Source organism: Paenibacillus lignilyticus, from assembly GCF_017942085.1.
GTDB lineage: Bacteria > Bacillota > Bacilli > Paenibacillales > Paenibacillaceae > Paenibacillus_Z > Paenibacillus_Z lignilyticus.
Genome location: NZ_JAGKSP010000003.1, coordinates 111,555 through 125,536, shown reverse-complemented (window position 1 = coordinate 125,536; position 13,982 = coordinate 111,555). Strand labels below are relative to the sequence as shown.

Here is a 13,982-nt window from a genome sequence, read left to right as displayed (position 1 = left end):
TCATGAGGGGCAATCGATTTTTAAATGAGCGTGCTCTGCTATAAGGAGATCTTGCTCTCATGCAATTGGCCTCGGACACAAAGATGCCTAATCCTGAAAGACATGAACGCCCACGCATGCTCGTACACTGTAATAGTGAGCTTGTTCGATGACATTCGCTGCGGAGGGATAACGATGAAAATAACGTCCGGCGGCTTCGAAGCCGTTTATCACGGTCGCGTACTCGCCTACGGTATGAATCCGATTGAAATCGTGTTGTCGGAAGAGAACGATCCGCTGACGTTCGTGTTCTGTATTGAACAGGAATCGGAACGAGACGACTTCATGACGGATATCCGGCTGGTCCGATACAATGAAGTACGCATCGCTTGCGTCAATTTTCCGCGGGGCAAGCCGACCGGCAATCAAGATATGATTCAACTTGGCGTCTTAAATAACCGCAAACTTTCGCTAAGTTACGAAGTGACCATTAATTACGATGCGACGTCCTGGTCACTGGCCTTCACATTCTTCTCGGGCGAGGGGGTCGTGCCGACATGAACAAAATCGAAATACAGGATCCGCGCGTAGCCGGCAAGATCATCGCGGCAAACGCCGAGAATGATAAGCGCAAAGCGGAGCTCGGTTTCCTCGGCAAATTCTTCGGCTCAGGCGAGAACGTCCGCCTGTATATCGTGGGCACGATTACGCTTGGCGTTCTTCTCATCGCGCTGGTTTATACGCTGATCCCCGATCAATATCGGTCACCTGATTTTGGTTTGAAGGAAATGTGGACGCTTGTGGTGCTTCCGGTAGAATCGACAATCATCGGTTATTTGATCGGATCGAAATCCAAGGACAGCGGAGGTTAGTTCGTTCTCACTTGTCCTTTCCTCCAGAATACAGAAGATTATGCTGCCTGAGTAACATATCCGCTCCTCTCACAATATGATGAGTCTAGAAATCTAAAGAGGTGAGCCAATGGCAGTCGTAAAGGCCAGAAAACAGGATATTGATATGCTGGCAAGGTTGCTTCGAGCTGAAGCTGAAACCGAAGGCGAGATGGGCATGCTCCTTGTTGGAAATGTTGGCATTAACCGAATAAGAGCGAATTGCTCCGATTTTAAAGACCTCCGGACGATCCCGCAAATGATCAACCAGCCGCATGCGTTCGAAGCGCTGCAGCATGGTTTGTATTATCAAGGTGCAAGAGAGAGGGAACGTCGCCTGGCGCAACGGGCAGTGAACGGGGAGCGGAACTGGCCGGGTAAATTCTCACTCTGGTATTTCCGTCCGGGATCGTTCGACAATCCGGGACCATGTCCGCCAACTTGGTATAACCAGCCGTTCGCAGGACGATGGAAGAAGCATTGCTTTTATGAACCGACAGGGCAAGAATGTGAGAACATATACAATACGTTTTAATTGTCAGGTCAAGAAAGAAAAGTCCGGGAACGGGCTTTTCTTTTTTTGCGAAATCGCTCATTAAAGCCAATCACTGGAATTTCACTTCATCCTGCCAATCCCGCTTCGACTTGTCCCAATCTTGATCAAGGTTGAGAATTAAACCGATGGGAGTTGCGAATTATAAAGCAGGAGAGGGACGGCTTTCGAACGATTTACAAAGTTCGTTCTGACAACGTTCATTACCATTTGAAAAGAGGTTTACTGGTATGACACAAAGGGTGAATTATATGCAGCAATCGCCGGAGTTTTTCAAAAGGCTTATAGCGCTTAGCGGCGCTGAGAAGGATAGTGCGATTGAGAAGAGCATTCTCGATCTGGTTCACCTCCGAGCTTCGCAAATGAATGGCTGCGGATTCTGCGTGGACATGCATTCCAAGGAGGCCAAGATTCATGGCGAAAGAGAGCTTCGTCTCTATCACCTTCCCATTTGGCGGGAATCGACGCTGTTTAGTCCGCGAGAGCGCGCAGCGTTGGAATGGACCGAGGTTCTGACGAAGCTGCCTGAACATGGCGTAAGTGACGAGATATATAACCAGGTTCGTGAACATTTATCGGACAAAGAACTATCGGATCTGACCTTCTCGATCACGGCCATAAATGCTTGGAATCGCATAAGCATCGGCTTCAAGAGTGTACCGGGTTCAGCTGACGAAGCATACGGACTGACGAAAGCAGGATTAAGCTAACCCGTTCGATGCGAAGCTAGTTATCAAACAAAGAACCCTATATATAGGGTTCTTTCAGTCTATCTAGAAACATGTCACACATTGCCGTCCTCAATCGTCTTATTTATAGAAACATGGAGGGGACAACAAGGCATGTTTTCATAGGGGACATTGCGGACTTGTTTCCTTGCTGTTCATTCCGTGCGTTACATTGTGAAGATTTTCACGTAATTGGAAACAAAAGGAGGAGAATTGACATGTTGGAAACAGCCATTCCTAAACAAAACGAATCCGATTTGCATGCCGAGCAGCCTGACGTACTGGATCAATTGTTGAAGCCGGAAATCGAAGAGGCTTTGGAGATTCTGGTTCAAAACTTGCCGAAGCTCGTCGAGATGATGACGTTGCTGACGAAAACATATGATTTGGCTACGAAAGTAGCGGGAGACCGCGTGCTGATTCAGGATACGGTAGGAGCAGTCAAGGAAGTCGTGAAGCCTATTGAACAAAAAGCAAAGCATTTCGCGTCGGCCGCCATCGAGGCCGGCAATCGCATGGAGCAAGACACGTCCAAGATCGGCTTGTTCGGTATGCTAAGAATGTTCAAAGATCCTGAGCTTCAACGGGTGCTGCGCTTCAGTAAAGCGTACTTGGATGTTCTCGGAGAAAGAAGAAAATAATAAATAGGGAGATGGGAACATGAGCAAGCAAATCGTAATTTTGGGTGCAGGTTACGGCGGACTTCTCAGCGCGCTTTCCGCTCGCGAGCAATTCTCGGTGGAGGAAGCGGCGATTACGGTTATTAATCGGTACGAAACGCATCAAATTATTACGGAACTTCATCGTCTGGCGGCAGGCAACATCGCGGAGAAAGCCGTAGCTTTGCCGCTCGCAAACTTATTCAAAGGCAAAAATATCGACCTCAGGATCGGCACCGTGTCCACGATTGATCCGGAAGCCCGCAAAGTTATTCTGAACAATGGGACTTCAATCGCTTACGACGCGCTTGTGCTTGCGCTCGGCAGTGAAACGAACTACTTCGGTATCCGGGGATTGCAGGAAAACAGCTTTACGCTGAAATCGGTCGACGACGCGAAGCGGATTTTCGCTCACGTTCATGAACAAATCGCTGCGTATGCGAAGTCGAAGAACAAAGCGGACGCGACTTTCGTCATCGGCGGCGGCGGCTTGACAGGCGTCGAACTCGTTGGCGAGTTGGCAGACGAACTCCCGGGCATCTGCCGCACGCATGGCGTCGACTTTACCGAAGTGTCCATGTACCTGGTGGAAGCGAGATCAACCGTTCTCTCCGCCTTCTCGGCGGATCTGATCGAGCGCGCGGTAACGAGCCTCGAAGCTCGCGGCGTTCAATTTATGACGGGACTTACGATTACGGAAGTGAATGGATCGACGGTCAGCCTGAGTGACGGCAGGGCGATTGAAACGGGTACCTTCATATGGACAGGCGGCGTGCAAGGCAATTCGCTCGTAGCGAACTGCGGAATTGAGGTCAATTGCGGCCGTGCGACGGTCAACGAATTCTTGCAATCCGTCTCGCATTCGGATGTATTCCTTGCCGGAGACTGCGCTGTCGTTTTCGGGCCGGACGGTCAACCGTATCCGCCGACCGCGCAGTTGGCATGGCAAATGGGCGAGCATGTCGGAGAGAACCTGCATGCCTATTTTAAAGGCACCAAAATGGCGGCGTTCGAGCCGATCAATTCCGGTTCTCTCGCCAGCTTAGGACGCAAGGACGGCATTGGTATTATTGGCGAAAGCGGCATCGAATTAAAAGGGTTGCCGGCAACCTTGATGAAAAAAGCGAGCGATGTACGCTACTTGACGCATATTAAAGGATTATCCTTACTGGCTTACTAAGCTTGGTTATGGGATGTTCGACTCAACCCATCTTCTGATCAAAAAACTTCCGTAAAGAGAGGCACAGCAGCTATGTCACAACGTGTGAATTTCGCTCAGCGATCACCCAACCTCTTCAAAAAGTTCTTGGCATTCACCCATGCCTTGGGTGAAAGCACAATGGATGCGAAATTAATCGATCTCGTTTCGATAAGGACTTCGCAATTAAACGGATGCGAGTTTTGCCTGGGATTGCACATCACTCAAGCTAAGATGCATGGTGAGAGCGAGCTTCGCATGAATCACGTTTCAACATGGCGGGAATCGGCTTTATTTACTCCACGGGAATGTGCCGCTCTGATATGGACCGAAATTCTGACTAATCTACCTGCAGATGGCGTTCCTACCGAAGTATACGATCGTGTTCGAGAGCAATTTTCTGAACAAGAAATCTCGGACCTCAGTTTCTTGATCGTGTCAGTCAATGGATGGGACCGGATTAACGTTGCCTTTAAGACTGAAACGGGACGCTCGACTCGGGTTTCAAAGTAACATTTAACTTTCCGCCTATCCAAGAAAAGTAAGTTGTCTTATTATGGTGTTACAGCCAACCGGTTACACCTCCGGAGTAGGCGAGATGGAAGAGTTCTGCTTGATAGACATGAACTCTCGCTGCTGCTCGTACACTGTACTAATATGAGCTGAAATTTGGACTTGGACGGTGAGTAAGTGTGAAGCAAAACATGCGGATTGCCTTAGGTCAAATGCAAGAGCTGACTCCTGAAACAATGACTTTTGCCAAGCAATTAGGTGTAACGAGTATGCAGCTTAACACCCCGAATCTACCCGGAGAATCCTGTTGGGCCTACGAGGATTTATATGCTTTAAAGAAAACTTGCGAAGACAACGGATTGTTCTTGGAATCCATTGAAAATGTCCCCATTCGCTTCTACGACAAAATTATGCTCGGTTTGCCCGGCAGGGACGAGCAGATCGAGAATTATTGCACGATCATCCGTCACATGGGGAAGGTTGGGATTCCAATCCTCGGCCACCACTTCATGCCTAACTTTGTTTGGCGGACATCTTCTGAGCCGGGCCGGGGCGGAGCATTGTGTACGGCATTCGATCTTGCCGTTGCGGCCAATGGCATCAACCAGGTTAAGTATGCTGCAAACCGAGAAGTGAGAATACCTGACGAAGCAGTCATGTGGGATCATTATGAATATTTCCTAAAAGCCGTGATTCCTGTAGCTGAACAAGCAGGAGTTCGGCTTGCGCTGCATCCTGACGACCCGCCGGTTGCCATGCTTGACGGAACGGCCAGAATCTTTTATAAAGTGGAGAACTTCAAGAAAGCGGAGGCTTTGGCGAATAGCGATGCATGGGGATTGAATTTGTGCCTTGGCTGCTGTTCGGAGATGGTCTACGGAGCTGCTAATGTCATGGAAATGATTCAGCATTTCGGGCCGAGCAATAAAATTTGTTATGTGCATTTTCGCGATGTACAGGGCACGATGCCGAAGTTCCAGGAGTGCTTCTTGGGAGAAGGAAACTATCATCCGGCAGAAGTGTTGCGGGAGCTCAAACGATCGGGATTTACAGGTTTCTTAATGGACGATCACGTACCCAATGTCATTAATGATTCTGCATGGGGCCATCGCGCGCGTGCGCATGCCGTGGGCTATATGCAAGGTTTGTTGAATGCGTTGGAGCTTCTGGAATAAAGGGCAAAAAAAAAATGGTGTATCGAGCAAGCAGCCGCAGTTGGCGTTATCGGACCCGAGGTGATATCCATTGGCATCATTGATGAAACCGCATACATGATTTAATCCTTTATTGAGGGAGTCAACGGGGCTGACAGTCGAAACAAGTAGTAGACATTATTTAGGATTAGCAGATTGCAACGAATAACAGGAGGAGATTATATAAATTATAACGAGGTTGTTAGAATCAGTAATGACTATTTACTATCAACAGTAACAGAGTTGTACGGCTTAGAAGGCTATGACATCAAACCGGTTCATGCCCATCACGGAGGGCGTAATGTCGTTTATACCTGTGAGAGAGACGGCAGCGATGCAAAAGTAATTAGAATCGCCTTCTTAAATGACAGAAACCGGGAAGATTTTCTAAGTGAACTTGAGTACGTCAGGTATTTATTCGCGCATGGCGGAAATGTTTCAGATATAGTCGACTCCCTGAACGGGAATCTACTGGAAGAGATCATTCATCATAATCAACCCTTTTTTATCTGCCTGTTCAAAAAGGCCGCAGGCAAAATGCTTGCGGAAAATCAGTATCGGTACCGGGAAGGAGCTCCTGTTACCGAATATTATTATAACTGCGGTAAAGTCCTCGGGAAGCTGCACCAGTTATCCAAAGGATATACTCCTGTCCGGCGCCGGTATCGTTTCAATGACAAATACAATGCTGAATATATCGAAAAACGCGTACCCGCTTCGTTACCTCTGCTGAAGGAGAAGCTGTTAGATCTTCTTAGCATCTTGGAAGGATTGGACAAGAACCGCGAGACTTTCGGTATGGTCCATTTTGATTACAATGATGGGAATTATGCGATCGATTTTGATAACGGGAAAATCACCGTTTATGATTTCGATAATGCTTGTTACTGCTGGTATATGTTTGACTTAGCCAGTCTCTGGACAAACGGCATGGGCTGGATCCAATTTGAACCTGACGTCGGTAAACGCATCAAGTTCATGGATGATTACATGGATACCGCACTCGCGGGTTACCGATCAGAGACCGGAATCGAAGATGCAATGCTTGAACAACTGCCTTTATTTATCCAAGTGAACCTCATGGAAAGTATTATCGATGCATTCGAGGTCATGCGGAACAACGGCGAAGAGCCGGAGTGTGATGAGGAGTTGTCTTATCGGATAAAATGCCTCGAAGACGATATCCCGTATATGGGATTCTTCCATGCCATCTACTCCTGCGAAGAACCATTTGAGTATGAGAAACGGACTTTATAGTCTTTATAGTTGAGTGCAATGACAAGCAACCTTAGCTCGGCGGTTCGCCGGACTAAGGTTGATTGCTTTATTGCGGAAAGAAACGAAATGGATCGTAAGTAGCGCTTTGCAAGCTCGACTCCCTGTTTTAATATGTAATCAATAACGCATTTGCCAGCAACACGTAACAGAAGGCTGAAGTAGGAAGGACAACACCATGCTGAGAAGATTGATTCGCGCAGTGACACCTGAAACGTTAAAAAACCGTATTCTGCTCTCTTTCTTGCTTTTTCTGTTAACGCCGATCGCGACCCTGGCTTTGTACAACTTTAAAGAGACGGAGCGGCTGCTTCAACGGGATGCTTCAGCGAAAAACATCGAGCAGCTTCAAGGGCTCAAGACAAGTCTTGTCGATCTTATGAGCCTTGTCATGAAGACGGGGTTGCTGCTGGAGCAGGATTCGACGATTCGCCAATTGATGCGAAATCCGAAGCTCCAAGATCCGATCGAACGCAAAAGAACCGTAGAAAATAAGTTCGGCGCGATAGAGAATACGTTTTTTCTGACCGGAGCAACGGTGTATTACACGGTCATTGACATGCATGGCAATGCTTACACATCCTATACCCCGAAGAACGCATTGAACTATGGCGAGTTAATGGTTGAGCCTTGGGTGCGAGCGCTTAGACAAGAGGGCGGGGAACGATATACCTGGAACCCGAATGATCAAGACGTCGCCGTACGCGAAGTCGAGCAGGGGCGCGAGATGCTCAGTCTTTACGAGGTGCTCCGCGACGAAGGACTTCGTCCATTCGCTTATGCGAGGTTGAGCATCGATTACCAAGAGTGGTTCGAACGGACGATGGAGAATAACCGGCAGCAGGGAACTTACTACCTGCTTGATTCGGACGGAAGCACGATTCTTCATTCGGATGGCGATGAAGGGGTGCCTAGTGAAATCGTGCAGAGCATAACGGCATCCCGGGACGAAAGGGGGAAATCTTACTCTATCGTCGACAAGAAGGGAAAATCGCTTTATACCTTTGACCGGATTCAAGAATTAGACGGATACTTGGTCAAAAAAGTACCGCTAGCGCTGTTGTTTAAGGAAGTGGACAAGCAGAGAGCATTATTTTTCGCAGCGTATAGCGCCATTTTGCTGTTGTTCGTAGCGCTTACGTATTTCATTTCCTCGAAGATTACCAGAAGGCTGAAACTCGTTCAACAGAAAATGGATCTATCCGTAAAACGGAATCTGAAGGAGAAACTTCCCGAAGAAGGACGAGGCGAAGTGTTGTCCCTGGCGCTCAGCTTCAACGCAATGATCGACGATTTGAACGGGCTTATGGAAAAGTTGCGCCTCGAGGAGAGGCAGAAGCAGCTCGTCCGTTTCCAAGTGCTGCTCGCGCAGATGAACCCCCATTTTCTGCTCAACACGCTGAATACGATTAAAAGCATTGCTCTTGACAAAGACGAGGACGAAATTTTCGAAATTTGCGTGGCGCTCGGTAAAATATTGGAAACGACGTTGGATACCGATGTCGATTTAATTCTGCTTAAGGACGAGCTTGTGCTCATCGAATCGTATATGGACATACAGCGCCGGCGGTTCGGACACGGTATCTCGCTAAGGTACGAAATGGAAGATGACTTGCGGTACGCGCTCATTCCGAAATTTTGTTTGCAACCGCTCGTGGAAAACGCGTTGCTGCATGGGTTCGGCCGGACGCTGGCGGCTGGAGAAATCGAAATCCGAGCTGCCAAGCGAAACGGTCAACTGATATTGGAAGTGGAAGATAACGGTGTCGGCGTCGAGCAAACGAAGAAAAAAGAAGTATCCCGCAAAAGAAAAAGCATTGGCCTTCAAAATATACGCGAAAGCTTGGAGCTCATGTTCAAGAATCAAAGCACGGGACTTGCGATCGAGTCATCCGAAGCCGGAACGCGGGTCATGATGCATTTGCCGTTATTGCTTTCGAAACCATACGAGAAGGAGGGGGGCACCGATGTGGAGAACGTTGATCGTAGAGGATGAACTACCTGCTCGGACGAGCATCAGGAAGCTGTTCGGCAAAGCCGGCATTCCGTTTGAAATCGTCGGGGAAGCCGCAAACGGGGCGGAGGGACTGCGTTTAATCCGCGAACTGCATCCGGACGTCGTCGTTTCCGATATTGATATGCCTCTTATGGATGGCGTTAAAATGCTGCAGGCATCACGGGAGGAAGGGTTTGAATGCCGCTTCGTCATGCTAACGGCGATCAGCGAGTTCGAGTATGCCCGCCAGGCGGTCGAATACGGAGCATCGGGGTATCTCTTGAAGCTGTCGCTCGACATTCAAGGCATTAAACAAGCAATGGGCAAAGTCGCCGTCGAGCTCGAACGGATGGAGAAGCTCCGGAAGGCCGACAAGTGGTTCCCGAATAAATCGTCCGAAGAGCCGACCGATCACCCGGAGATGAACAAGCTGATCGCTTACATCGAAGAGCATTATTCGGAGGAGATCACGCTTAAAGGATTATCGAATTTGATTCGAATGGAGGCGAGCTATGTGAGCGACCTGTTCAAGAAAAAGACGGGAAAAACACTGACGCATTACATTCAATATCGGCGCGTCCAATCCGCGAAGATGCTGCTGACCGAAACGGACCGGACGATCAGCGACATCGGCCGGCAGGTCGGCTTCGAGAATGACAACTACTTCATTAAGATTTTTAAACGATGGTGCGACGATATGACCCCTACCGAATTCCGTAAACAACCAAAAACTGTTCTATAAATGTCCAAACGCCGTTCATCCCCCAACAATCATTAGGGTGATAAAGTTATAGACGTAGAGCACATCATCTCAACCTTCCGAGGGGGAAACAGAATGAAGAAAAAGAAAAAGTTGTTTACGGCAACGGCAAGCGTACTGATCGCTGCGACTGTGCTATCCGCTTGCGGTTCCAATGGCGGTACTGCAAACAACAGCAGCGGCGATGCTTCTCCGAGCGGAGAAAACGCCGCAGGTTCGAGCGAATCTGCGGAGCAAGTGAAGCTTACCCTGTGGGGAGCTGTTCCGGCTGAAGCAGGCCCGCAGGCAGTCATCGACGATTGGAACAAGAGCAATCCGGACATTCAAGTCGAATATGTACGCTACGTCAACGACGATCCCGGCAATCTGAAGCTTGATACGGCACTTATGACCGGACAGGATTCCGATCTATATATCAACTACACGATTAATCGGCTGCAAAAACGCGTCGACGCCGGTGTCGCGCTCGACTTGAGTACGAAATCAGACTACGACATTGACGGCCAAATGGGTCCGGACGCAGCGCAATGGAAAATCAGCGATAAATATTACGGCATTCCGACGAAGAAAAATATGGCGTTCATCTGGATGAACAAAAAGATGCTCGACGATGCGGGCTTGCCGCTTCCTCCCACGGATTGGACATGGGACGATCTGCGGGATTACGCAAAGAAACTAACGAAAGACGGCGTTTACGGTTTACTCCAGCACGATGCATCGTTCACGGCTACGATTGACGGTACAATTGCCGGACTTGGCGTTACGAAAGCGGACGGCACGTCCAATTTCAATAACGACTTGTGGAAGCAGCAGTTCCAAACGCTTCATGATATGATGTTCGTCGACAAGTCGACTCCGGAGTACGGCGAGCAAATCACGAGCAAGATGCCTGTCGACACGATGTTCCTCAAAGGCGAGGCTGCCATGCTGAGCGCAGGCGAATTCATTTTCCGCAACGCGAACAATTTGAAGGATTACCCGCATGACTTCCAAATTGCTTTTGCCACCATACCGCAAGTCACGAAGGATCAACCCGACTTCAAATACGCCGGCGGCCTTGGCGACGTTCTGTCCGTCAACGCGAAATCCAAACACCAGGAAGCGGCGTGGAAGTTCGCGAAATGGTACGCCGACGGCGGCATGCTGCCGATGGCGAGCGGCGGACGCATTCCGTCCTCGAAGAGCGTGGAGAACAAACAAGCGATGGATCTGCTGCTGCAAGGAGTAGAAGACAAGTACGATACGGAATCGATGAACAAAATCGTATTCGGGCAATTCCCTTCGTTCCAACTGAACGTGATGCAGCAAGCGCTCGATGCCCGCAAGGAAGAATACGAGAAGTACTTCCTGAACGAGCAGGATCTCGATACGACGCTGGCCAACATGGCCAAACGCCACCAAGAATTCATCAAATAATTCGATTTCCGAAGACGAATGAATAGCTTTACCCTTCAAAGAGAAGAAGGACGTGCGCTTCCTTCTTCTCTTTGCTGCTTTCAAAAAGAGATTTGCGGAAGGAGGCGTTCCCATGAAAAGGAGCAGTTGGATTCAAAAACAAGGATGGGTCGGTTACGCATTCATCTTTCCGAACATGCTGGGCATTGTCGCTTTCTTCATTTTGCCGGCACTGTTCTCATTGGGCCTTGTATTTACAGATTATCAATTTTCCAACCCGAAGTGGCATTTCACCGGACTCGACAACTTGAAGCGGATGTTCGGGGACGATCAATTCTATAAAGCAGTCAAGCATACGGGCATCTTCCTGCTCTCGGTCCCCGTCTCGCTATTGATCGCTTTCGTCGTAGCGCTCATGTTGAACCGCAGCGTATACCTGAAAGGATTAATCCGAGGGATGTTCTTCTTGCCGTACATTTCGAGCGGCGTCGCGGTCGCCTTCGTCTGGATGCTGCTCTTCCAGCCTTCGCATGGGCCGATTAACGAAGCGCTCCGTTGGATCGGTATAGCATCGCCTCCCAGCTGGTTTGCCGATTCCGACACCGCGATGTATGCGATCGACATTGTGCAAATCTGGTTCATGCTCGGCTACAACATGATCATCTATTTGGCCGCATTGCAAGAAATTTCGACCGAGCAGCTCGAAGCGGCACGAATCGATGGGGCAGGTAAAGGAATGATCACGTGGAAGATCGTCTGGCCGCTCGTGAGTCCGACAACGTTCCTTCTGCTGATCACCGGTCTCATCATGACGATCAAATCCTTCTCTTTGATTCAAGCGATCACGGGAGGCGGTCCGAGCGGGAGCACGACGATTCTATCGCTGTACGTATACAAAACGGCGTTCAGCTACTACGAAATGGGTTACGCTTCGGCGATTTCTTGGTTCTTGTTCGCCGTCATTCTGGTCATTACAATTATGCAGTGGATCGGCCAAAAGCGCTGGGTTCATTACTGAAAGGAGCATGCCGCCATGGTAACCACGATGAGAACTAAACTGCCGACGACCGTCGTCATGCTGATCGCCGGCGCGTTCATGATTCTTCCTTTCCTATGGATGATCAGTACGTCATTTCAAACCCCGAGCGAGGTGTTTACGAAGTGGCTTCCCTCCAAGCTCGATTGGAGCAGCCACAAACGGATTTGGACGGGTAATTACAATTTCGCTCCTTACTACATGAACTCGATCAAAATCGCGGTCATTGGCACTGCAGGCGCGGTATTCATGTCTGCGCTGGCTGCTTACGGCTTCGCCCGCACCGAGTTTAAAGGAAGAGATACGCTGTTTCTGATCTACTTGTCGATGATGATGATTCCGCCGCAGGTCGTATTCGTGCCGAAGTTTATTTTGTTTAACTGGCTGCATATCTACAACACGCATTGGGCGCTCATTTTGCCTGCCATGTTTTCGATTTTCGGCGTCTTCATGCTCAGGCAGTTTTTCATGGGGATTCCGAAAGAAATCACGGAATCGGCTTTCTTGGATGGCGCCGGCCATTTCCGGATTTTCCTCCAATTGATCCTGCCGCTGGCGAAACCCGCGATAGCGACATTCGCGATTATCGATTTTTCTTGGCAATGGAACGACTACGAGAATGCGCTCGTGTTTCTCCAAAGCCCGAAGCTATACACGATTCCGCTCGGTCTGCAAAATTTTATTCTGGAGAACAACGTCGACTACAACGGCATGATGGCAGCTTCGGCGGCAGCGATCGTCCCGATGATCCTCATTTTCCTCGTCGGCCAAAAATATATTATCCAAGGGATTTCCAGCTCGGCTGTCAAAGGGTAACAATCACGCGATCTCACAAGAAGTAGACCCTGAGTTTTTCCAAGTACCGGAAGGAATTTTATTTCATGCTATCGAATATTACCAATGAAACGGCAGCCAGTATAACGGTTGTCGTTTTCGCAATTATGGGGCACCAAGCGCAGTATGTTGGAAACTTAATATTGGGAGGCAGCGATGTGGAAAAACAGTCCTTTACTAGAATGAATATTATAGGTGCCGGCGAGTTTGGTTGTGCTGCCACGGACGGCATGGACAAGAATACTGTTTATCAAACAAACAGCAGCTATTGGGATACGCAAGGAAATGGCTTTTTGGGAGCAATCGTGCTTCCTTTGTATGGTTCGTATATCTCAGAAGAAAAATGCCAGCTTTTTGGCGATGTTTCGGGAAAAAGGGTGTTGGAAATCGGTTGCGGAAACGGTCAATCGTTGCAGTATCAGGGGGACCGCAACGCATCTGAACTGTGGGGCATGGATATTTCAGAGAACCAAATCAAAAAAGCGGCACAACACTTGAAGTCGTGCGGTTATTCAGCTAAATTGATCTGTTCTCCAATGGAAGAAGCATGTGGCATACCGGAGGATTATTTTGACTTTGTCTATTCGATTTATGCCATAGGCTGGACAACTGACCTTGAGGGGACCTTCCGCCGAATCGCTTCTTACTTGAAAAAAGACGGCGTTTTTATATTCAGCTGGTCTCATCCCATACACAAATGCGTTGTTGGAGAGGGCGATTTGCTGGTTTTTAAAAAGTGTTATTTCGATGAATCCTGGTATTCGGTATCTCTTGATGAAGCGGAGCTCACCCTATCGGATCGTAAACTATCAACTTATGTCAATGCGCTGGCCAAAGCGGGATTTGTAATTGAGCAGATGATCGAGGAATCCGACGATGCGATTATCCAATCTCAGGACAGTGATGTTGTCCAAAAAGCAAAAATGCTTCCCTTAACGTTTGTCGTCAAAGCAAGAAAACTTTAAGAATATTT

Annotated in this window: 15 protein-coding genes; all 15 read left to right on the top strand. The window is 48.7% G+C overall.

What is annotated here, in order from left to right; translation table 11 throughout:
* Positions 1-174 precede the first annotated feature (174 nt).
* The 15 genes from I8J30_RS10120 (at position 175) to I8J30_RS10050 (ending at position 13,974) form a co-directional block, all read left to right on the top strand.
* Positions 175-540: a DUF6864 domain-containing function gene (locus tag I8J30_RS10120; RefSeq protein WP_210657845.1), complete on the top strand. Its 366-nt coding sequence runs from the start codon at positions 175-177 to the stop codon at positions 538-540.
* Complete coding sequence (locus tag I8J30_RS10115) at positions 537-851, top strand: hypothetical protein (RefSeq protein WP_091216568.1); 315 nt, start codon at positions 537-539, stop codon at positions 849-851. The genes I8J30_RS10120 and I8J30_RS10115 overlap by 4 nt, the downstream gene beginning before the upstream one ends.
* Before the next feature lie 109 nt (positions 852-960).
* Entirely contained in the window at positions 961-1,404 is a 444-nt protein-coding gene (locus I8J30_RS10110; RefSeq protein ID WP_091216570.1) for a cell wall hydrolase, read from the top strand.
* Positions 1,405-1,652: 248 nt separating this feature from the next.
* Positions 1,653-2,132, top strand: a complete 480-nt coding sequence (locus I8J30_RS10105) for a carboxymuconolactone decarboxylase family protein (protein WP_210657843.1) — start codon at positions 1,653-1,655, stop codon at positions 2,130-2,132.
* 236 nt (positions 2,133-2,368) lie between these two features.
* On the top strand, positions 2,369-2,791 hold the full coding sequence (locus I8J30_RS10100; protein WP_210657841.1) for a DUF1641 domain-containing protein: 423 nt from the start codon (positions 2,369-2,371) through the stop codon (positions 2,789-2,791).
* Between the two features lie 19 nt (positions 2,792-2,810).
* Positions 2,811-3,989 (top strand): NAD(P)/FAD-dependent oxidoreductase, encoded by a 1,179-nt coding sequence (locus tag I8J30_RS10095; RefSeq protein WP_210657839.1) that lies wholly within the window; start codon positions 2,811-2,813, stop codon positions 3,987-3,989.
* Positions 3,990-4,061: 72 nt separating this feature from the next.
* A complete protein-coding gene (locus I8J30_RS10090; protein ID WP_210657837.1) occupies positions 4,062-4,520 on the top strand; it encodes a carboxymuconolactone decarboxylase family protein in 459 nt (152 codons plus the stop codon).
* A 179-nt stretch (positions 4,521-4,699) separates the two neighbouring features.
* The gene (locus I8J30_RS10085; protein ID WP_210657835.1) at positions 4,700-5,695 is read left to right on the top strand and encodes a mannonate dehydratase; all 996 of its coding nucleotides are present in this window, start codon (positions 4,700-4,702) and stop codon (positions 5,693-5,695) included.
* Between the two features lie 174 nt (positions 5,696-5,869).
* Entirely contained in the window at positions 5,870-6,970 is a 1,101-nt protein-coding gene (locus tag I8J30_RS10080; protein ID WP_240548013.1) for a phosphotransferase enzyme family protein, read from the top strand.
* Between the two features lie 196 nt (positions 6,971-7,166).
* Positions 7,167-8,984, top strand: a complete 1,818-nt coding sequence (locus I8J30_RS10075; protein WP_210657833.1) for a cache domain-containing sensor histidine kinase — start codon at positions 7,167-7,169, stop codon at positions 8,982-8,984.
* Positions 8,956-9,726 (top strand): response regulator transcription factor, encoded by a 771-nt coding sequence (locus I8J30_RS10070; protein WP_210657831.1) that lies wholly within the window; start codon positions 8,956-8,958, stop codon positions 9,724-9,726. The genes I8J30_RS10075 and I8J30_RS10070 overlap by 29 nt, the downstream gene beginning before the upstream one ends.
* A gap of 93 nt (positions 9,727-9,819) precedes the next feature.
* Positions 9,820-11,160 carry an ABC transporter substrate-binding protein gene (locus tag I8J30_RS10065; RefSeq protein WP_210657829.1) on the top strand — a complete coding sequence of 447 codons (1,341 nt, stop codon included), beginning with the start codon at positions 9,820-9,822 and terminating at the stop codon, positions 11,158-11,160.
* 112 nt (positions 11,161-11,272) lie between these two features.
* Positions 11,273-12,157 carry a carbohydrate ABC transporter permease gene (locus I8J30_RS10060; protein WP_210657827.1) on the top strand — a complete coding sequence of 295 codons (885 nt, stop codon included), beginning with the start codon at positions 11,273-11,275 and terminating at the stop codon, positions 12,155-12,157.
* Positions 12,158-12,172: 15 nt separating this feature from the next.
* A complete protein-coding gene (locus tag I8J30_RS10055; RefSeq protein WP_210657825.1) occupies positions 12,173-12,991 on the top strand; it encodes a carbohydrate ABC transporter permease in 819 nt (272 codons plus the stop codon).
* A gap of 200 nt (positions 12,992-13,191) precedes the next feature.
* Positions 13,192-13,974 carry a class I SAM-dependent methyltransferase gene (locus I8J30_RS10050; protein WP_240548035.1) on the top strand — a complete coding sequence of 261 codons (783 nt, stop codon included), beginning with the start codon at positions 13,192-13,194 and terminating at the stop codon, positions 13,972-13,974.
* Positions 13,975-13,982 lie beyond the last annotated feature (8 nt).